Origin of the sequence: Stenotrophomonas beteli (assembly GCF_001431665.1) — a bacterium.
In the GTDB taxonomy this organism is placed as follows: domain Bacteria; phylum Pseudomonadota; class Gammaproteobacteria; order Xanthomonadales; family Xanthomonadaceae; genus Stenotrophomonas; species Stenotrophomonas beteli.
The window spans coordinates 1-20,048 of sequence record NZ_LLXV01000070.1; the positions used below are offsets into that span (position 1 = coordinate 1).

16 protein-coding genes and 1 tRNA gene are annotated in these 20,048 nt (G+C 66.4%); 15 read left to right on the forward strand and 2 right to left on the reverse strand.

The window, feature by feature from the left end; all coding sequences use genetic code 11:
• Positions 1 to 308: 308 nt before the first annotated feature.
• From folP to ARC23_RS17190, 12 genes are all read left to right on the forward strand, one after another.
• The gene (gene folP, locus ARC23_RS17135) at positions 309 to 1,205 is read left to right on the forward strand and encodes a dihydropteroate synthase (RefSeq protein ID WP_057498312.1); all 897 of its coding nucleotides are present in this window, start codon (positions 309 to 311) and stop codon (positions 1,203 to 1,205) included.
• Positions 1,205 to 2,158 carry a tRNA (adenosine(37)-N6)-dimethylallyltransferase MiaA gene (gene miaA / locus ARC23_RS17140; RefSeq protein WP_057498313.1) on the forward strand — a complete coding sequence of 318 codons (954 nt, stop codon included), beginning with the start codon at positions 1,205 to 1,207 and terminating at the stop codon, positions 2,156 to 2,158. The genes folP and miaA overlap by 1 nt, the downstream gene beginning before the upstream one ends.
• Before the next feature lie 97 nt (positions 2,159 to 2,255).
• Complete coding sequence (hfq, locus tag ARC23_RS17145) at positions 2,256 to 2,531, forward strand: RNA chaperone Hfq (protein WP_057498314.1); 276 nt, start codon at positions 2,256 to 2,258, stop codon at positions 2,529 to 2,531.
• Positions 2,532 to 2,545: 14 nt separating this feature from the next.
• Positions 2,546 to 3,856, forward strand: coding sequence for a ribosome rescue GTPase HflX (hflX, locus tag ARC23_RS17150; protein ID WP_057498315.1), 1,311 nt, complete (start codon positions 2,546 to 2,548; stop codon positions 3,854 to 3,856).
• Between the two features lie 120 nt (positions 3,857 to 3,976).
• Positions 3,977 to 4,471 carry a CinA family protein gene (locus ARC23_RS17155; RefSeq protein ID WP_057498316.1) on the forward strand — a complete coding sequence of 165 codons (495 nt, stop codon included), beginning with the start codon at positions 3,977 to 3,979 and terminating at the stop codon, positions 4,469 to 4,471.
• A gap of 34 nt (positions 4,472 to 4,505) precedes the next feature.
• Complete coding sequence (ubiB, locus tag ARC23_RS17160; protein WP_057498336.1) at positions 4,506 to 6,188, forward strand: 2-polyprenylphenol 6-hydroxylase; 1,683 nt, start codon at positions 4,506 to 4,508, stop codon at positions 6,186 to 6,188.
• 206 nt (positions 6,189 to 6,394) lie between these two features.
• Entirely contained in the window at positions 6,395 to 7,030 is a 636-nt protein-coding gene (gene lexA, locus ARC23_RS17165) for a transcriptional repressor LexA (protein WP_057498317.1), read from the forward strand.
• Positions 7,031 to 7,234: 204 nt separating this feature from the next.
• The gene (gene recA / locus ARC23_RS17170) at positions 7,235 to 8,272 is read left to right on the forward strand and encodes a recombinase RecA (protein WP_057498318.1); all 1,038 of its coding nucleotides are present in this window, start codon (positions 7,235 to 7,237) and stop codon (positions 8,270 to 8,272) included.
• A 110-nt stretch (positions 8,273 to 8,382) separates the two neighbouring features.
• Positions 8,383 to 8,874, forward strand: coding sequence for a recombination regulator RecX (recX, locus tag ARC23_RS17175; RefSeq protein ID WP_057498319.1), 492 nt, complete (start codon positions 8,383 to 8,385; stop codon positions 8,872 to 8,874).
• Positions 8,875 to 8,983: 109 nt separating this feature from the next.
• Complete coding sequence (gene alaS / locus ARC23_RS17180; protein WP_057498320.1) at positions 8,984 to 11,632, forward strand: alanine--tRNA ligase; 2,649 nt, start codon at positions 8,984 to 8,986, stop codon at positions 11,630 to 11,632.
• Positions 11,633 to 11,779: 147 nt separating this feature from the next.
• Positions 11,780 to 11,983 (forward strand): carbon storage regulator CsrA, encoded by a 204-nt coding sequence (csrA, locus tag ARC23_RS17185; protein WP_004152909.1) that lies wholly within the window; start codon positions 11,780 to 11,782, stop codon positions 11,981 to 11,983.
• A 78-nt stretch (positions 11,984 to 12,061) separates the two neighbouring features.
• A tRNA-Ser gene (locus ARC23_RS17190) sits at positions 12,062 to 12,154 on the forward strand.
• Positions 12,155 to 12,366: 212 nt separating this feature from the next.
• Here the strand turns inward: ARC23_RS17190 and ARC23_RS17195 are convergent.
• Positions 12,367 to 14,697, reverse strand: a complete 2,331-nt coding sequence (locus tag ARC23_RS17195; RefSeq protein WP_057498321.1) for a TonB-dependent receptor domain-containing protein — start codon at positions 14,695 to 14,697, stop codon at positions 12,367 to 12,369.
• A gap of 222 nt (positions 14,698 to 14,919) precedes the next feature.
• On the opposite strand from ARC23_RS17195, the gene ARC23_RS17200 reads away from it, so the two are divergent.
• Positions 14,920 to 15,402: a hypothetical protein gene (locus ARC23_RS17200; RefSeq protein WP_057498322.1), complete on the forward strand. Its 483-nt coding sequence runs from the start codon at positions 14,920 to 14,922 to the stop codon at positions 15,400 to 15,402.
• Between the two features lie 51 nt (positions 15,403 to 15,453).
• On the opposite strand, the gene aceE is transcribed toward ARC23_RS17200, so the two are convergent.
• On the reverse strand, positions 15,454 to 18,129 hold the full coding sequence (gene aceE, locus ARC23_RS17205; RefSeq protein ID WP_057498323.1) for a pyruvate dehydrogenase (acetyl-transferring), homodimeric type: 2,676 nt from the start codon (positions 18,127 to 18,129) through the stop codon (positions 15,454 to 15,456).
• Between the two features lie 288 nt (positions 18,130 to 18,417).
• On the opposite strand from aceE, the gene ARC23_RS17210 reads away from it, so the two are divergent.
• Together ARC23_RS17210 and ARC23_RS17215 are read left to right on the forward strand one after the other, a co-directional pair.
• Positions 18,418 to 18,933 carry an RNA polymerase sigma factor gene (locus ARC23_RS17210; protein WP_057498324.1) on the forward strand — a complete coding sequence of 172 codons (516 nt, stop codon included), beginning with the start codon at positions 18,418 to 18,420 and terminating at the stop codon, positions 18,931 to 18,933.
• Complete coding sequence (locus ARC23_RS17215) at positions 18,930 to 19,949, forward strand: FecR family protein (RefSeq protein ID WP_057498325.1); 1,020 nt, start codon at positions 18,930 to 18,932, stop codon at positions 19,947 to 19,949. The genes ARC23_RS17210 and ARC23_RS17215 overlap by 4 nt, the downstream gene beginning before the upstream one ends.
• Positions 19,950 to 20,048: the final 99 nt, after the last annotated feature.

A 20,048-nucleotide genomic window follows, 5' to 3' on the forward strand; every position in this document is an offset into this window, starting at 1 on the left:
CCCATGAATGGATGCATTTCGATTCCAATTCGAAATATTCGATTCCGATGGAGATTCATCCACGCATGGCGTGGATCTACTGCAGATCGCGGAGATCTGTCGAAGGCGGGGCGGGTTCGGTTGCGGGGGCGTGAGCCGCATGGATGCGGCGACCGAGCCTACATGGACGTATTTACGGCGTCCCCCGCAACTGGACCCACCCCGCCATCCCGCAGGAAACCCGCTGTTGCTGTTGCTCTGGCCTCTGCGGGTGCAGGGCGCCGCCCTGCCGAACTAAACTACCCGCCGTTGTCCCAGCAGGATTGCCCATGTTCGATACCTCGCCCCAGCTCGATTGCGCCGACCGCATCCTGCGCCTGGACCGTGCCCGGGTCATGGGCATCGTCAATGTCACCCCCGACTCGTTCTCCGACGGCGGCGCGCACGACACCACCGAGGCAGCCGTCGCGCACGGCCTGAAGCTGGTGGAGGAGGGGGCCGACCTGCTCGATATCGGCGGCGAATCGACCCGCCCGGGCGCCGCGCCGGTGTCGGTCGAGGAAGAGCTTCGCCGGGTGATTCCGGTGATCGAGCAGCTGGCCGCCCGCACCCAGGTGCCGATCAGCATCGACACCTTCAAGCCGGAGGTGATGCGCGTGGCGGTGGCTGCTGGCGCCGGCATGATCAACGACATCTTCGGCCTGCGTCAGAACGGTGCGCTTGAAGCTGCCGCTGAAACCGGCGTGCCGGTGGTGCTGATGCACATGCAGGGCGAACCGGGCCACATGCAGGCTGATCCGCACTACGACGACGTGGTGGCGGAGGTGCACGGTTTCCTGGTGCAGCGCCTGTTCGCTGCGGAAATGGCGGGCATCGCGAAGAAGAACCTGCTGATCGACCTCGGTTTCGGCTTTGGCAAGACCACCGCCCACAACCTGACCCTGCTGGCGCGCTCGGAGCGCTTCCTGGAGCTGGGCGTGCCGATGCTGGCGGGTCTTTCGCGCAAGCGCAGCCTGGGCGAGCTGACCGGTCGCGTTGCCCCGTCTGAGCGGGTGGCCGCCTCGGTGGCGGCGCATCTGATCGCGATCCAACGGGGTGCCCGTATCGTGCGCGTGCATGATGTGGCCGCCACCGTCGATGCACTGAAGATCTGGCAGGCCGTCGAAGCCGTGCCGACGCCACGCGCCGACGCCACACCGACGATCCGCTGGCCGGACGAAGACTGATGGGCATTGACCGGCGTCCGCTGGCGATCGCCGTGATGGGGCCGACCGCCAGCGGCAAGACCGCCACCGCGATCTCGCTGGCCCGGCAGTTGGATGGCGAGATCGTCAGCGTCGATTCGGCGCTGGTCTACCGCCATCTGGACATCGGTTCGGCCAAGCCCGATCAGGCCGAGCGCGCGCAGGCACCGCACCATCTGCTGGATCTGCGCGAGCCCTGGCAGACCTACTCGGCGGCCGAGTTCGCTGCCGATGCCAGCCGTGTGGTGGCCGACATCGTGGCGCGCGGCAGGACGCCGATCCTGGCCGGTGGCACAGGCCTGTATTTCCGGGCCCTGCTGCAGGGCCTGTCGCCGATGCCGGAGGCCGATCCGGAGCTGCGTGCGGTGCTGGCCGCCGAGGCTGCCGAACGGGGCTGGGCGGCATTGCATGCCGAATTGGCCGGGGTCGATCCGGCGGCCGCCGCGCGCATCCACGCCACCGACCCGCAGCGCATCCAGCGTGCGCTGGAGGTCTACCGTCTCACCGGCACGCCGATCAGTGAATGGCAGCGCCGGCCGGGCGTGGCGCCGTTGCCGGTGCGCACCCTGAAGCTGATCCTGGCGCCGCGTGAGCGGTCGGTGCTGCACCAGCGCATCGAGGCCCGCTTCGATGCCATGCTGGAGCAGGGCTTCCTCGACGAGGTCCGCGCGTTGCGCGCGATGCCGCAGATGGCCGCCGTGGAGGCGCCGCTGGACCTGCCGGCGGTGCGCGCGGTCGGCTATCGCCAGGCCTGGGAGTATCTGGACGGGGAGGCTGACCTGGCCCGCTTCCGGGACAGGGCGATCTTCGCCACCCGCCAGCTGGCCAAGCGCCAGCTGACCTGGCTGCGCGGCGAGCTTGATGCGCGCTGGTTCGACCCCCACATCGACCAGGCGCGACTGGCCGGCGCGGTGTCGACCTTCATCGCACGCTGAACCCCCGCCAGCCGTGTAACATCATCGGTCGGCGGACGGCTCGGGGGCCGTGGAAAACCGTCGGCAACCCAATAAGAACAATAATCAGGAGTGTGCAATGTCCAAGGGGCAATCGCTGCAGGATCCTTTCTTGAACGCACTGCGGCGCGAACGCGTGCCGGTTTCGGTGTACCTGGTCAACGGCATCAAGCTGCAGGGCACGATCGAGTCGTTCGACCAGTTCGTGGTCCTGCTTCGCAATACGGTGAGCCAGATGGTCTACAAGCACGCCATTTCCACGGTGGTGCCGGCACGCAATGTGAAGGTGGGCCCGGGTGGCGGCTATGTGCAGTCGAGTGAAGGTGGTCAGGCAGGTGATGAAGCAGACGAGTAAGACCGGAGCGGTGAATGTTTGACCGCTCGAAAAAGGGCGAACACGCCCTGTTGATCCAGCCGCACTTCGGCAAGCTGGAAGACGATGTGCTGGAAGAATTCGGTGATCTGGCCCGCTCGGCCGGGGCCAGCATCGCCGCGACGATCACTGCGCGGCTGGACCGTCCCAACCCGTCAACCCTGATCGGCAGCGGCAAGCTGGACGAGATCAAGGCGGCGGCCGATGCCAGCGGTGCCGACCTGATCCTGGTCAACCATGCGTTGAGCCCCGGCCAGGAGCGCAACCTGGAACGGTTCCTGGAGCGCCGGGTGATCGACCGTACCGGCCTGATTCTGGACATCTTCGCCCAGCGTGCGCACAGCCACGAGGGCAAGCTGCAGGTCGAACTGGCCCAGCTGCGCCACCTGGCGACCCGGCTGGTGCGTGGCTGGACCCACCTGGAGCGCCAGCGCGGCGGCTCGATCGGTCTGCGTGGTCCCGGTGAAACCCAGCTGGAAACCGACCGCCGCCTGCTGCAGAAGCGCGTCGAGCAGCTGCAGAAGCGGCTTGAGAAGGTGGAAGTACAGCGCACCCAGATGCGCCGTGCACGCGTGCGCAGCGAGCTGCCGCGCGTGGCCCTGGTGGGCTATACCAATGCGGGCAAGTCGACGCTGTTCAACGCCATGACCGGCGCGGAGGCCTACGCCGCCGATCAGTTGTTCGCCACGCTGGACCCGACCGTGCGCCGCATCGCGGTGCCGGGTGGCAATGTGGTGCTGGCCGATACCGTGGGCTTCGTCCGCGACCTGCCGCATGATCTGGTCGCCGCGTTCCGCTCGACCCTGTCCGAGGCGCGCGAGGCCGATTTCCTGCTGCACGTGGTCGATGCCGCCGATCCCCATCGCGAGGAACGCATCGCTCAGGTGGACGAGGTACTGACTGCGGTCGGCGCCGGCGACCTGCCGCAGCTGCTGGTGTTCAACAAGATCGACCGTATCGACGGCGCCGACGTCCGCCACGACGGCCAGGACGGCGTGCCCGACGAGTCGCGGCGCGAGCGGGTGTGGATCTCCGCGCGTGACGGGCAGGGCCTGGAGCTGTTGCAGGCGGTGCTGGGCAAGCGCCTGGGGCTGCAGCACGTCACCGGCCAGCTGCGCCTGCCGCCGGATGCCGGCCGCCTGCGCGCGCGCCTGCACCAGCTGGAGGTGATCCGCAGCGAGCAGGCCGACGAAGAAGGCTGGCTGCTGCAGGTCGATCTGCCGATTGCCGAAGCCGAAAAACTCGCTGCCAGCGCCGACGGCGCGCCGATCCGGGCGCTGCTGCCGGAGAAACTGCCGGAGTGGTGAGGTAGCGGCCCCTCCCCGGTAGTGCCGGCCGCTGGCCGGCAGCGGCCGTGCTGGAGGGGCGCGACATCCGCCTGTCATCTGCGGTACAACGTGCAGGTTCTTCACCCCACCGTCGTGCCGATGTCCATCCCCACCGATGCCGATCTCAACGCTCAGTCCGCCGCGCTCGGGCAGCGCCTGCAACAGTCCGCGCTGCAGCTGGTGACCGCCGAAAGCTGCAGCGGTGGCTGGATCGCCAAATGCATGACCGACGTCGCCGGCTCCTCGGCGTTCTTCGATTGCGGCATGGTGGTTTACAGCTACGAAGCCAAGCAGCGCTTGCTGGGGGTGCGCGCGCAGACCCTGGAACAGTTCGGTGCGGTCAGCCGCGAAACCGTGCTCGAAATGGTCTCCGGCGCCCTGGTCAACTCCGGTGCCGGCATCGCGGTGGCAGTCACCGGCATCGCCGGTCCCGGCGGTGGCAGCCCGGACAAGCCGGTGGGCAGCGTCTGGATCGGCTGGAAGCGCCGGGGCGGCTATGCCCGCGCCGAGCTGTTCCAGTTCGACGGCGACCGCGAAGCCATCCGCAGGCAAACCGTGGCGGCGGCATTGCGCGGCATCGACGCCCAGCTGTGACATGCTGCTCCGGTAATCGTCCGGAGTACGCATGATGTGGGAGACGCTGGGCACGGTCCGTGACCTGGGCCGACTGCAGGAAATCGCCGTCGTCCTGATCCGCTATGGCTTTGGCGACGTGGTGAGGCGCATCGGCCTGGCCACCACGCTGGAGCGGGCAGGGCGCCTGCTGCACTGGAACGAGGACCGCCAGGAGCTGCTGCGGATGACCGCGCCGGTGCGCGTACGCAGCGCGATGCAGGATCTGGGCCCCACCTTCGTCAAGCTTGGCCAGGTGCTGGCCACGCGCGTGGACCTGCTGCCGCCGGAGTGGATCGCCGAGTTGTCCGAACTGCAGAACGCGGTGCCCGCGCTGCCGTATGCCGACATCCGCGCGCAGCTGGAGGCTGACCTCGGCGCTGCACCGGCCGAGGTGTTTGCCTTCCTGGATGAAACGCCGATGGCTGCCGCCTCGCTGGCACAGGCCCATCGTGCACGGCTGCACGACGGCCGCGAAGTAGTACTGAAGGTGCGCCGCCCCGGCATCCGTGATGTGGTTGAAGCCGACCTGCGCCTGCTGGCGCGGCTGGCCGAGATCGTCGAAGCCCGCCTGCCGGACCTGCGCCGCTATCGCCCGGCCGAGGTCGTGCAGCAGTTCACCGTCTCCCTGCGCCGCGAGCTGGATTTCGCCGCCGAATGCCGTAATGCCGAGCGGATCGCGCGCAATTTCAATGGCCGTGACGACATCCTGATCCCGGGCGTGCACTGGCAGCGGACCTGCGAAAGCCTGAACGTGCAGGACTTCGTCGACGGCATTCCGGGCCGTGATCTGGCCGGCGTCGATGCGGCGGGGCTGGACCGCCGCGAACTGGCACGGCGAGGCGCCGGCATCGTGCTGAAGATGGTGCTGGAGGACGGCAGCTTCCACGCCGATCCGCACCCCGGCAACATCATCTACCTGCGCGACGGCCGCATCGGCGTGATCGATTTCGGCATGGTCGGCGCGTTGTCCGAGGTGCGTCGTTTCCAGGTGGCGCAGTTGCTGCATGGCCTGGTCGAGCAGGACCCGCAGGGGGTGGCCGACGTGCTGCTGGACTGGGCCGGTGGCGTGGAAGTGGACGAGAACCGGTTGCAGCACGACATCAGCCAGTTCGTCGACCAGTACCGCGGCGTGCCACTGAAGGACCTGCGCATCGGCCTGATGCTGGGCGACATCACCCAGCTGCTGCGCAGCTACAGCCTGACCCTGCCGGCAGACCTGGCGCTGATGATCAAGGCCTTCCTGACCCTGGAAGGCATGGGGCGGCAGCTGGACCCGGATTTCGACATGGCCAGTGCCGCGCGCCCGTTCCTGGAACGGGTGGTGCTGCAGCGCTATGCGCCGAAGGCGCTGCTCAAGCGCGGCCGGCGCAGCCTGCTGGGCCTGGTCGATTTCGCCGGTGAGCTGCCGCGTGACCTGCGCAAGCTGGTGCAGGCCGCACGCCGTGGCCGCCTTCAGCTGAAGGTGGAAACCACGGCATTGCAGGGATTCGGCGAACAGGTCAACCGCGCGGCGAACCGGCTGGTGGTGGGCGTGATCACGGCCGCCCTGATCATCGGCTCGTCGATCGTGATGCACAGCGTGGGCGGCGTCTCCAGCCGCTGGCTGCTGGCACTGGGCGTGTGCGGCTTCATCGGCGCCGGCTTCTGCGGCGTCTGGATCCTGTTTTCGATCTGGAGAAGCGGCAAGCACACGTAGGCAGGTGCACGAAGTGCGCCTGTTGCGGTTCCACAGGAACCGCAGAATCGCGCAGCGATTCCTGTAGAACCGAGCCATGCTCGGCTGCTCTGACCTGGGTCGGCCCCGTCATTCGCGCGACTGCCGAGCATGGCGCGCCACCACACCTGCGGTTGTGTCGCCCCCGGCACTTGCAGATCCGGATATTAGTAGTAATACTACTAACCATGGACCTGACCGACACCCAGCAGGCGATCCTGCAGTTGATCGCCGAGCGTATCGAGAGCGAAGGCGCACCGCCGTCGCAGACTGAAATCGCACGTGCGTTCGGCTTCAAGGGCGTGCGCGCGGCCCAGTACCACCTGGAAGCCCTGGAGCAGGCCGGCGCGATCCGGCGCATTCCGGGCCAGGCCCGCGGCATCCGCCTGGTTCAGGCGCCCGCGGTCGAGAAGCTGGCCGAGCCGGGGCTGCCCGACAGCGTGCTGCGCCTGCCGGTGCTGGGTCGGGTCGCGGCGGGCCTGCCGATCGGCGCCGACATCGGCTCGGACGATTTCGTGGTGCTGGACCGGGTGTTCTTCTCGCCGGCTCCGGACTACCTGTTGAAGGTGCAGGGCGATTCAATGATCGACGAGGGCATCTTCGATGGTGACCTGATTGGCGTGCACCGCACGCGCGACGCCCACTCCGGGCAGATCGTGGTGGCGCGCATCGATGACGAGATCACGGTCAAGCTGCTGAAGATCGCCAAGGACCGTATCCGCCTGCTGCCGCGCAACCCCGATTACAAGCCGATCGAGGTGCTGCCCGACCAGGACTTCGCCATCGAGGGCCTCTATTGCGGCCTGCTTCGGCCCAACCGTTGATCTGTTTAACCCTGCATTACCCCGCGGTCTTTTGTGGCGATTCTCTGGTTCCACTGAGGTTGGTACGGATGTCCGATAATTCTTTTCAGAGCGCCGGGCAGAATCTCAGCCTGTGCGATACGTCCGACTTAAAGTGAGCCCATGGCAAAGAAGACCCCCAAAGACAGCACCTCCAACGACTCCACCTCTGCAAGGACCCCTCCGATGGACGAGAACAAGAAGCGCGCCCTCGCTGCAGCTCTGGGCCAGATCGAGAAGCAGTTCGGCAAGGGCTCGGTGATGCGCATGGGCGACCGCGTGGTCGAGCCCGTTGAAGCCATCCCGACCGGCTCGCTGATGCTCGACATCGCACTGGGCATTGGCGGCCTGCCGAAGGGCCGTGTCGTTGAGATCTACGGGCCGGAATCCTCGGGCAAGACCACCCTGACCCTGCAGGCCATCGCCGAATGCCAGAAGATGGGCGGCACTGCAGCCTTCATCGACGCCGAGCATGCGCTGGATCCGATCTACGCCGGCAAGCTGGGCGTGAACGTGGACGACCTGCTGCTGTCGCAGCCGGATACCGGTGAGCAGGCGCTGGAAATCGCCGACATGCTGGTCCGTTCAGGCTCGGTGGACATCCTGGTGATCGACTCGGTCGCCGCGCTGACCCCGAAGGCCGAAATCGAAGGCGAGATGGGCGACCAGCTGCCGGGCCTGCAGGCCCGTCTGATGAGCCAGGCCCTGCGCAAGCTGACCGGCAACATCAAGCGCTCCAACACCCTGGTGATCTTCATCAACCAGCTGCGCATGAAGATCGGCGTGATGATGCCGGGCCAGAGTCCGGAAACCACCACCGGCGGCAACGCGCTGAAGTTCTACGCCTCGGTCCGCCTGGACATCCGCCGCATCGGCGCGATCAAGAAGGGTGACGAGATCATCGGCAACCAGACCAAGATCAAGGTCGTCAAGAACAAGCTGGCGCCGCCGTTCAAGCAGGTCATTACCGAGATCCTGTATGGCGAGGGCATCAGCCGCGAAGGCGAGCTGATCGACATGGGCGTGGAGGCCAAGCTGGTCGAGAAGGCCGGCGCCTGGTACAGCTACGGTGAAGAGCGCATTGGTCAGGGCAAGGACAACGCCCGCGGTTACCTGCGCGACAACCCGACCGTTGCCGCCAAGCTCGAAGCCGAGCTGCGCGAGAAGTTCCAGCCGGCCGAAGCGGCCCGCGAGGAAGGCGACGACGACGGCGACGACGAGTAAGACTTGCTGTGGGGCAGGGCGGCGCCGTCAGTGACGTTGCCCTGTCCCGCAGGTTCGAATCGCCCAGGGATGGGCACGGCGCCACGGACGGCGCCACCCTTGGAGCACCCATGTCCGACGCCGAAGACTTTCCGACTGGCCGCAAGCGCCGACCACGCGAGCAGACTCCCGTACAACGGGCACTGGGCTTGCTGGTCCGCCGTGAGCACTCGCGCAGGGAACTCACCCGCAAGTTGACTGCCCGCGGCATCGAAGACGAAGCCGCAGAGGCCGCTGTCGCCAAGCTGACCGAAGCGGGTTGGCAGGATGACACCCGTTTTGCCGAGAACCTGGTGCGGATGCGCGCCAACACCGGCTATGGCCCGATCCATGTTCGCGCCGAACTCGGAACCCATGGCCTGGACAGCGCAGCAATCGCCGCCGCGATGGACAGCTACGAGGGGGACTGGCAGGAAAACGCCCGTGATCTGGTCCGGCGGCGCTTCGGTGAGGCCGGTCCGCAGGACCTGGCGCAGCGGCGCAAGGCCGCCGATCTGCTGGCCCGGCGGGGGTTCGACGGCGACAGCATCCGCCGCGCGACCCGCTACGACCCGGATGACTGAGACTGGCGGCGCCGGGCCTGATACCCTTTAGGTTTTCGGCGGTCCGTCGCGACCCTGGCCAACGCGGCCGGTGGTCCGGGTCCGCCGGCCCGCAGACTGCCAGCCCCCAATGAACGCATCCGCCAAATTCACGACTTCCCAGATCCGCAGCGACTTCCTTGAATTCTTCAAGGGTAAAGGCCACACCATCGTGCCGTCGGCGCCGCTGGTGCCGGGCAATGATCCGACCCTGCTGTTCACCAACTCCGGCATGGTGCAGTTCAAGGACGTGTTCCTTGGCGCGGAGAAGCGCAGCTACGTGCGTGCGGCCGACGTCCAGCGCTGCCTGCGCGCAGGCGGCAAGCACAACGACCTCGACCAGGTCGGTTACACCGCACGCCACCACACCTTCTTCGAAATGCTGGGCAACTGGTCCTTCGGCGACTACTTCAAGAAGGACGCGATCGCCTGGGCCTGGGAGCTGCTGACCCAGGTCTGGAAGCTGCCGGCCGAGCGCCTGCTGGTGACCGTGTACCAGACCGACGACGAAGCCTACGCGCTGTGGCGCGACATGGTCGGCATTCCGGAAGCGCGCATCGTGCGCATCGGCGACAACAAGGGTGCGCCGTTCGCTTCGGACAACTTCTGGCAGATGGCCGACACCGGCCCGTGCGGCCCGTGCACCGAGATCTTCTACGACCACGGCGACCACATCGCCGGTGGCCCGCCGGGGTCCCCGGATGAAGACGGTGATCGCTTCATCGAAATCTGGAACCTGGTGTTCATGCAGTTCGACCGCCAGCCCGACGGCACCCTGGTGCCGCTGCCCGCGCCGTGCGTGGATACCGGCATGGGCCTGGAGCGCCTGGCGGCGATCCTGCAGCACGTGCACACCAACTATGAGATCGACCTGTTCCAGGCGCTGATCCGCAAGGCCTCCGAGCTGACCGGCACCGCCGACCTTGAGAACAAGTCGCTGCGGGTGATTGCCGACCACATCCGAGCCTGTTCGTTCCTGATCGTCGACGGCGTGCTGCCGTCCAACGAAGGCCGCGGCTACGTGCTGCGCCGTATCATCCGCCGCGCCCTGCGCCACGGCTGGATGCTGGGCGTGCGCCAGCCGTTCTTCAGCAAGCTGGTGCCGACCCTGGTCGAGCAGATGGGTGAGGCCTACCCGGAACTGCCGGCGGCGGTGGATACCGTCACGCGTGCGCTGCAGGCCGAGGAAGAGCGTTTCGCCGAAACTCTCGATGCCGGCATGAAGATCTTCGAGGACGTCGCCGGCAAGGCCAGCAACGGCGTGATCCCGGGTGTTGACGCCTTCCGCCTGTACGACACCTATGGCTTCCCGCTCGACCTGACCCAGGATATCGCCCGCGAGCGCGACCTGACCGTCGACATCGCCGGCTTCGATGCCGCGATGGAGCAGCAACGCGAGACCGCGCGTGCGGCCGGCAAGTTCGGTGGCGGCGTGACCCTGCCGGCCGAGCTGGTGGCCACCCTCAGCCCGACCGTGTTCCTCGGCTATGACCGCCTGCAGGCCGATGGCCTGACCGTGCTGGCCCTGCTCAAGGATGGCCGTCCGGTGCAGTCGGCCGATGCCGGTGACGCGGTGATCGTGATTACCGACAAGACCCCGTTCTACGCGGAGTCGGGCGGCCAGGTCGGCGATACCGGCGTGCTGGCCGGCAACGGCGTTCGCCTGGCGGTGGACGACACCCAGAAGTTCGCTGGCCAGTTCCATGGCCATGTCGGCACTCTGTCCGAAGGCGGCCTGAAGGTCGGCGACGTGCTGGCTGGCCAGGTCGATGGCGAGCGCCGCGGCGCCACCATCCTCAACCACTCGGCCACCCACCTGCTGCACGCCGCCCTGCGCGAAGTGCTGGGCACCCATGTGCAGCAGAAGGGCTCGCTGGTCGCGCCGGACCGCCTGCGTTTCGACTTCTCGCACTTCCAGCCGATCAGTGCGGAAGAGCTGGCGGTGATCGAGCGCAAGGTCAACCAGCAGGTGCGCGCCAACAACGCCGCCGAAGTCCACAACATGGGCATGCAGGAAGCGCTGGACTTCGGCGCCATGGCCCTGTTCGGCGAGAAGTACGGCGAGCACGTGCGCGTGCTGAAGATGGGCGACTACTCGACCGAGCTGTGCGGCGGCACCCACGTCAACCGTACCGGCGACATCGGCCTGTTCAAGATCACCTCCGAGGGCGGTGTGTCCGCCGGCGTGCGCCGCATCGAGGCGGTCACCGGCCAGGGCGCCCTGGATTATGTGGATGCCGAAGAGGCCCGCCTGGCCGAGGCCGCTGAACTGCTCGGCGGCAGCGCTGCCGACGTGGTCGAGAAGATCCGTGCCCTCGGCCAGCGCCAGAAGCAGCTGGAGCGCGAGCTGGATGCCGTGAAGGCCAAGGTTGCCGCCGGCGCTACCGCCGACCTGTCCGGCCAGGCCGTCGAGGTCGCCGGTGTGAAGGTGCTGGCGGCCCGCCTGGAGGGCTTCGACGCCAAGGCCCTGCGCGACGCCGTCGACCGCCTCAAGCAGCAGCTGGGCAACGCGGTGATCGTGCTGGCCGGTGCCCAGGACGGCAAGGCCGCCCTGGTCGCAGGTGTGAACGGGAGTGCAATGGGCAAGGTCAAGGCCGGGGAACTGTTGTCCCATATCGCCGGTCAGATCGGGGGCAAGGGCGGCGGACGCCCGGACCTCGCCCAGGGTGGTGGCGAGGACGGGCCCGCCCTTGCCACTGCGCTGGCTGCGGTCGTCGAATGGGTCAGCCCCCGCCTGTGATGAACCCCGCCGTCCCCCTCCTTGTAGGAGCGGGACGGCTGACGGTACCATTGCGAATCTTTTCCCTTTGTCGTGGTAGCGCTTCTTGACGGAGCGTCAAGCCGGTGGGGGATACCCTTCCACACGGTTCCATGGAGACTTACAAAAATGTTGATCCTGACTCGCCGCGTCGGCGAAACCCTGATGATCGGTGACTCGGTGAGCGTCACCGTGCTTGGCGTCAAGGGTAACCAGGTGCGTATCGGCATCACCGCGCCGAAGGACGTCGCTGTGCATCGCGAAGAGATCTATCAGCGCATCCAGCGCGGTGACGAAGCCGGTGGCACCGGTAGCGAAAATTCTGCCGAATAACGCTTTACCTTCGCACTCGATTAACGTTATGATTCACGCCCCGCTGAGGTGCAACGCACCAGACGCGGAGAAACCCCCGGAGTGATGCCCGAGTGGCCGAAGGGGCTCCCCTGCTAAGGGAGTATAGGGTCAAAAGCTCTATCGAGGGTTCGAATCCCTCTCACTCCGCCAGATACAAAGAAGCGCCTGCAGATCCTGGATCTGCAGGCGTTTTTCTTTACCCGGCACTCGCAGCGTGGAGCTGACTATCCTGGCTGATCGGTGCGGGCAGGCATGGGCATGGGCGTGGTCGCTGGTGCCGGAGCGGGTGCACCCGGCAGCTGTGGCGGTTCAATGTAGCGAGGTGGGATTTGCCCGCAGGCGCGTACCGATGCGTTCGATCGTCAGAGCTTCACCGTCACTCCCACCTGGAACCCGCGCCCCGGCAGCGGTGCGATGTACTTCAACGGCGAGTTGTGCGGCCGTGCTTCTTCATTGAGCAGGTTGCTGCCATTGACGAACACTTCCATGCCGGCGATGTAGCTGTTGCGCACCGGCAGTTCGCGGCTGACCTGCAGGTCGACCAGGTTGAACGCGTCGAGCGGAATTTCCTCGCTGACGTTGCGACCGAGGTACTTCTGCGTGTCGTAGTAGGTGCTGGACAGCTGCGCCTTCCAGCCTTCGCGCTGCCACTGCAGGTTGGCACCGTAGCGGTTGGTCGGCATGTTGGGCAGGTACTCGCCGTCATTGTGGGCACGCAACGAATCGGGGTGATCGGCCTTGTTCTTCACCAGGTCGGCGAAGGCGGACACGCTCAACGTACCGTAGCGGCCCAGGTCCAATGCCTGCGAGGCATCGATCTCGAAACCCTTCACCGTGGTGTCGGTCTGCTTCCAGTACTTCAGCGGCAGGCGGTTGGCGGTCTGCACGCCCGAGTAACCCAGGTACAGATAGTTCTCGTACTTCATGCGGTACGCGGTGGCCGACAGTTCGAAACCACCGAGGTGGAACAGGCCGGTCAGTTCCAGGTTCTTCGCGCGTTCCGGCTCGAGGTTCTGGTTGCCTTCTTCCTGGGTCATCACCGAGTAGTGCGCATTGCTCGCATACAACTCGTTGATCTCCGGTGCGCGCTGCGAGGATGCGTAGCGCACCTTGGCGGCGAACAACGGACCCAGCTCGACATACGAGCCCAGGCTGTAGCTGTTGAGCCGGTAGTCGCGGTCCTGCAGTTTCGTGTTGGCGGCATTGCGCGCGGTCTTGAAGCGGCTGGGCTGCAGCTCATGGTCAACGCGCTCGTGGCGCACACCGGCATCGAAGGTGGCCCAGCCGACGTCCAGCGTCTCTTTCAGGAACACCGCGTTGCCGCGGGTATCAACGTCCGGCAGGTAGCGCAGCGAGCCGCTGCCGGAGACATCACGCGACTGGTGGCTGAAACCGAGCAGGCCGCTGAGCGGACCGACGCGCTGATGGCTGAGCAGCAGCTCGGCCTGGGTGCTCTCGAAGTCGTAGTCATTGGCCCGGGTGCTGCCCAGGCGCTCGCCCGATGTGTTGTCCAGCTTCGAAACCCGCAGTTCGGCGCGCTCGAACCACGGCAGCGGATCGCGCAACAGGGCTTCCAGTGCGTAGCGTTCCTGCTTGATCACCACGCCCACGGGCAATGCGTTGGCGTAGTTGGAACCGAACGACAGGTTCTGCATCGAGAACCCCGGCACGCCGTATTCGCTGTCCTTGGCATCGATGCTGACGCCGACGTAGCCGCGGTCGAAGAACAGGGTCGACCCGAACGCCACCTGCGAATTGCGCGCGTAGCTGTTTCCCAACCGGTGATGGTAATCGGGCGTTACATCGTTGTTGATCTGCTTCTGTACGTATGACGGCGTGCCGGCGACATAGGCAGGATTGACCGGGTTGATGTAGGTGCGGCGCTGCCAGACCGAGGTCGGGTTGTTGGTGTAGAAGGAGAAGTCACCATCGGCCCAGTCCGGGTTCTCGGTCATGAACTGGTCGATGTAGGGCTGCGAGGCCTTGTTGTAGATCTGCTGGACGCGCGCTTCCTTCTGGCAGCTGTCGGCCAGCGCCGAGTTGACGCCGCCGGTCGGCGGGAACAGGCGGGTGTTGCAGACGGCGGCCTTGCTGTTGCCGGGGATGTCGTAGTGCGAGATGCGCTGGCGCGAAACCTGCAGGTTGGTCGAGAGGTTGCGCTGGTTGTTGAAGTTCATGCGGAAGCCCTGCGCATCGGCCGCGTTGAAGCCTTTGCGCAGGACCAGCTCCATCGACTGGTCCTTGTCTTCCATCGTGCGCGAGATCAGGCCGGAGTCGATTTCGACGCTGCCGCCGATCGCGTTGCCGCCATGGCGCACCGTATCGGAGGACTTGTTGACGGTGACACTGCTTACGAACAGCGGATCGAACGGAATGTTGATGTCGCCGCTGATCGCGTTCATGCCGAGGATGGACTGGCCGTCCTGCAGGATCTGCACGCGGTTGCCGCTGAGGCTGCGGATGACCGGGGCGCCCGCGTTCGGCCCGAAAGCACTGTTCTGCACGCCGGAGACGTGTTCGAGCAGGCCGCCGAGGGTGCGGTTCTGTGCCTGCGGATTGTCGACGGTGACCCGGTTGTCGATGCGCGAGGGCTGGGAGGCCTGGACCTGGAGGGTAGGAAGGGTGGGCTCGTCCGCGGCCTGGGCGGTGTGGACGGCGAACAGGATGGCAGCAGCAAGCAGGTGGCGACGCATGTCAGGACTCGTAAAGGCGAAGTGAAATGTTATAACGTCACTCTTTGTGTCAGCAAGGACGGATGAGGCCTTGCCGCCAGACCGAAATCGCGGGAGGCGCGAATGAGGTTGCCGCGTGTTCAGCGCCCCGCCTTGTGCCGGGCGCCGATGCTGTGCACGATCCGAGGCGCTGCGCCCCACAACGCCTCACGCAGAGTCTTCTTCACTGGAACGGAGCAACGTATGAAGCTGTTGTCCGCTGTGTTGTTGTCTGCGCTTTCACTCCCCGCCGTTCCGGCGCTGGCAGTGGAGGCCTCGCCTTCCCCACTACTGGGGCGCTGGTCGCTGGATATCGCCACGTCTGCGCTACCCGAAGCGCAGCGCCCGAAGCACGTGGTGCTTGAGTTCAAGGACGCCGGTGGTGGCCGCTGGAGCTCACACGTGGATATCGTCCTGCACGACGGCAAGACCATGAAGTCCGACGGCACGTTGGCGCTGGATGGCACGCCGGGTCCCTTGTCCGGTACCTACGGCGCGGACAAGGCCAACCTGAAACTGCCGGCGCCGAACACGCTGGTGATGCAGCTGGTGGACCATGGAACGCCGGCCTCCACCCGCATCTACACCGTGGCGGATGACCAGGCGACGATGACCGAGACCAAGGCGTTCTACGGTCATGACGGTACGCCGATCCTGCAGACCAACCTGTTCAAGCGCATGCCGTAGCGATGCTGCATTCACCGCGCCCGCAGGACAGGCGTGGTGAATGCAACGGCCTTACACGGCGGCGGCCGGATCGGGTTTGCCAGCATCGATGCCGTAGCGGTCGATTGCTTCCTGCACGCGCGCGCGCTCGATGCGGCCTTCGTCGGCCAGTGCCTTCAGCGCCGCCAGCACGATGAAATGCCGGTCCACTTCGAAGAAGGTGCGCAGCGATTCACGCGTATCGGAGCGACCGAAGCCATCGGTGCCCAACGCGGTGAAGCGTCGGTCGTTGATGAAGGGACGGATCTGGTCGCCGACGATCTTCATGTAGTCGGTGGCCACCACCACCGGGCCTTCACGACCCTGCAGGCACTGCTGCACGTAGGGCAAGCGCGGTTCTTCGGCCGGATGCAGCAGGTTCCAGCGTTCAGCGGCCAGGCCATCGCGGCGCAGTTCGGTCAGGCTGGTCGCGCTCCACACCTCGCTGGAAATGCCGAAATCCTGCCGCAGCAGCTCGGCCGCCGCTTCCACTTCGCGCAGGATCGCGCCGCTGCCCATCAGCTGCACGCGTGGCTGCGAGGCGGTCCCTGGCGCGGCGGCGTGCAGCAGGTACAGGCCCTTCAGGATGCCGGCTTCGGTGCCTTCGGGCAGTGCCGGCTGCGGGTAGTTCTCGTTGAGTACGGTGATGTAGTAGTAGATATCTTCCTGCTCGACATACATGCGGCGCAGGCCGTCGTGGATGATCACCGCCAGCTCGTAGTTGTAGGTCGGGTCGTAGGACACGCAGCTCGGAATCACCGACGACAGCACGTGGCTGTGGCCGTCATCGTGCTGCAGGCCTTCGCCCATCAGCGTGGTGCGGCCCGACGTGGCACCGAGCAGGAAGCCGCGGGTACGCGCGTCGGCAGCGGCCCACGCCAGATCGCCGACGCGCTGCAGGCCGAACATCGAATAGAAGATGTAGAACGGAATCGTGGCCAGGCCGTGGTTGCTGTAGGCGGTACCTGCGGCGATCCACGAGCAGATCGCTCCGGATTCGTTGATGCCTTCCTGCAGGATCTGGCCGTCCTTGGCTTCCTTGTAATAGCTCAGCTGGCCGGCATCCTGCGGGGTGTACAGCTGGCCGAGGTACGAATGGATGCCGATCTGGCGGAACAGGCCTTCCATGCCGAAGGTGCGTGATTCATCGGGCACGATCGGAATCACCCGCCTGCCCAGTTCCGGGTCCTTGAGCAGGCTGGTGAGGATGCGCACGAAGCCCATGGTGGTGGACTGGCCACGATCACCGCTGCCCTGCAGCTGGGTGTTGAAGATCGACAGCGGTGGCAGCGGCAGCGGATCGACCTTGGCCAGGCGCGCCGGCAGCTGCCCGCCCTGGACGTGGCGTCGCTCGGCGAAATAGATGGCTTCGGCGCTGCCCGGCTCGGGACGCAGGTACGGCATGTCCTCCAGCTGGTCGTCGCTGACCGGCAGGTTGAAGCGGTTGCGGAAGGCGCGTACCGCGTCGGCACTCATCTTCTTCAGCTGGTGATTGATGTTCTGGCCTTCGCCGGCCTCGCCCATGCCGAAACCCTTGACTGTCTTGGCCAGGATCACCGTCGGCCGGCCGCGGGTGTTCACCGCCTGCTGGTAGGCGGCGAAGACCTTCTGCGGATCATGGCCACCCCGCGCCAGCGCCCAGATGTCGTCGTCGCTCATGTGCGCAACCCGCTCCAGCAGCTCGGGGTAGTGGCCGAAGAAATGCTCGCGCACGTAGGCGCCGTTCTGCGACTTGAAGGTCTGGTAGTCGCCGTCCACGCATTCCATCATGCGTCGGCGCAGCAGGCCGTTGTGATCGCGGGCCAGCAGGTCGTCCCAGCCGCTGCCCCAGATCACTTTGATCACGTTCCAGCCGGCCGCGCGGAACGTACCTTCCAGTTCCTGGATCACCTTGGCGTTGCCGCGCACCGGACCATCCAGGCGCTGCAGGTTGCAGTTGACCACGAACACGAGGTTGTCCAGGCGCTCGCGGCCGGCCAGCGAAATTGCCGCCAGCGATTCGGGCTGGTCCATTTCGCCATCGCCAAGGAAGGCCCACACCTTGCGACCCTGGTGCTCTTTCAGGCCGCGGTACTCCAGGTAGCGCATGTAGCGCGCCTGATAGGCGGCGGTCAGCGGGCCAAGGCCCATCGACACGGTGGGGAACTGCCAGAACCCGGGCATCAGGCGTGGGTGCGGGTATGAGGACAGCCCGTCGCGACCGGCTTCGCGGCGGAAGTTGTCCATCCGCGCCGGATCGATGCGGCCTTCCACGTAGGCGCGGCCATAGATGCCGGGCGCGGAATGGCCCTGGATGTAGATCATGTCGCCGTCGAAGGTGTCGGTGCGGCCACGGAAGAAATGATCGAAGCCGACGTCGTACAGCACCGCCGCCGACTGGTAGGTGGCGATGTGGCCGCCGACGTTGGAATGCTTGCCGGCACGCAGCACCATCACCATCGCGTTCCAGCGGATCATCGCGTTCAGGCGGCGCTCGATGGCCAGGTCGCCCGGGTAAGCCGGCTGGCGCTCCGGCGGGATGGTGTTGACGTAGGCCGTCCATGCACGGGCATGCAGGTCGCCGTGCTGCTGCGCATCCAGCTCGCTGAGCTGGTCGATCAGGTAGTGCGCGCGCGGCCGGCCGCCGGCCTGCATCACCGCCTCCAGCGATTCACGCCACTCCCGTGTTTCCAGCGGGTCGGTATCGAAGGGGATCGGGGTTGGGTTCATGACTGTCTCCAGAGGGCGCCGGCTCTGCCTGGGCGACAACACCGGCAGGGCGCACAGCACTGGAGCGGGGGTCGCAACGGCGGGGCCGTGACGCGAAGGGCGACCGTGGCGGCCACCGGGAAGACAAGCGTAGGCCCGGCCCCGTGGCTTCGATAGGCGGGTCCGGCTTGGGTCTCTGGCAAGCAAGGGTTGGCGTAGCGCGCCCCATCATGGGTGACTGCTGCAACGCCACTGTCATCGATGGCCGTCACCCTGCGGGGCTTTCCAGCCTCGGGGTGTTGGCCGGCCGTGAACAGCGTGAGGATCTGGGAGAAGAGCTACGAACTGCGGCGCCGGCTGCTGCGTGGCTTCTTCCTGCGCCGCGGTTCGGCCAGCGAGGATGCCGAGGACCTGGCGCAGGAGGTCTACCTGCGCCTGCTGCGCAGCACCGGCGAGGATGCCGATGCGATCGAGAATCCGGAAGCCTACCTGTTCACCGTGGCGGCCAACCTGGCGCGCGAGCATGCACGCGCGCGGTCGTCGCTGCCGCTGCTGGAAGACGTCGATCTGCTGGCCGAAGTGCTGAAAAGCGAAGAAGACATCGAAGGCGAGTTCGAGCGCGCGCAGCGCTGGAACGACATCCGCAGCACCATCGCACGTCTGCCGGCGACCACGCGGCGGGTGATGGAGCTGCACTATCGCGACGGGCTGGACTGCCCGGCAATCAGCCAGCAGTTGCAGGTGTCGGTGCACATGGTGCGCAAGCATATCGGCAAGGGTCTGGAGGCCTGCAGGAAGGCGCTGGGCGCCAGGGAGCTCACATGAACCGGAATTCATCGCCTGTGGCCGACGACACGATCGCCTGCGAGGCCATGGACTGGTTCCTGCGCAATCGCGAGGGGCCGTTGGATGAGGCCGGGCGCGTCGCGTTCCTGGACTGGATGAAGCGCTCGCCCGAGCATGTACGCGCCTACCTGCGCGCCCTCGCGTTGCACCGGCAGGTGGGCGAAGCGCTGCAATCGCCCTTGGTTGACGAGGCGCCGCCGCTGCGGGAGGCGGCGGCCAAGGTGGTGCCGTTGTTCGGTAGCACGCATGCGCCGTCGCGCGTTGCGCCGCGTCGCGGTCGTGCGCACTGGTGGGCGGCGGCTGCCGCGGCCTGTGTCGCCCTGCTCGGCGTGGGTCTGGCTTCGCCGTTGATGCCAACCGAGCAGCTGTACAGCGCCAATCATGGTGAACTGCGTGAGCTGGTGCTGCCCGACCAGACACAGGTGCGGCTCAACGCGGACAGCCGCCTGCGGGTACGCATGGGCTGGTTCAGCCGCAAGGTCGAGCTGCTGCAGGGTGAGGTCACGTTCGACATCGCCCGCGACCGCCGCCCGTTCGAGGTGCAGGTGAACGGCCTGGAGATCCGGGACATCGGCACGGTGTTCGATGTGTCGCGACGGCTGCGGAGCACGCGCATCGGCGTGGTTTCCGGTGAGGTCGAGGTCTGGAGCCAGGGCGCTGACGCCCGCCGCCTGGCCCGGTTGGAGCGGGGGCGGGTGGTGCAGGTCGATGTGCGCAGCCATGCGGTCGAGCCGCTGGACCTGCCATTGTCGATGCTGCTGGATTGGCAGCAGCGCAAAGTGTCCTTCCTCGATGAGCGGCTGGACGAGGTGGCAGCTGCCTTCAACCGGCACAACCAGGTGCAGGTGCGCGTGCTGGATGAAAGCGCGGCGTCGGCACGGTTGTCCGGCAGCCTCGATGCGCATCGCATCGGTGCGCTGCAGGCCTTCCTCGAACGCGATCCGCGCTTCGTGGTGAGGCGCGAAGGCGACACCGTGCGGGTTGGCAGTCGCTGAGGCCCGCGCGGTCGTGGACTGTCAGAAAAAATTCATCGAATCCGCGTTCTCCACTTCGGTGGATGCGGGCTCTTACTTGGGAGAAGCCGCTGCCGAGCC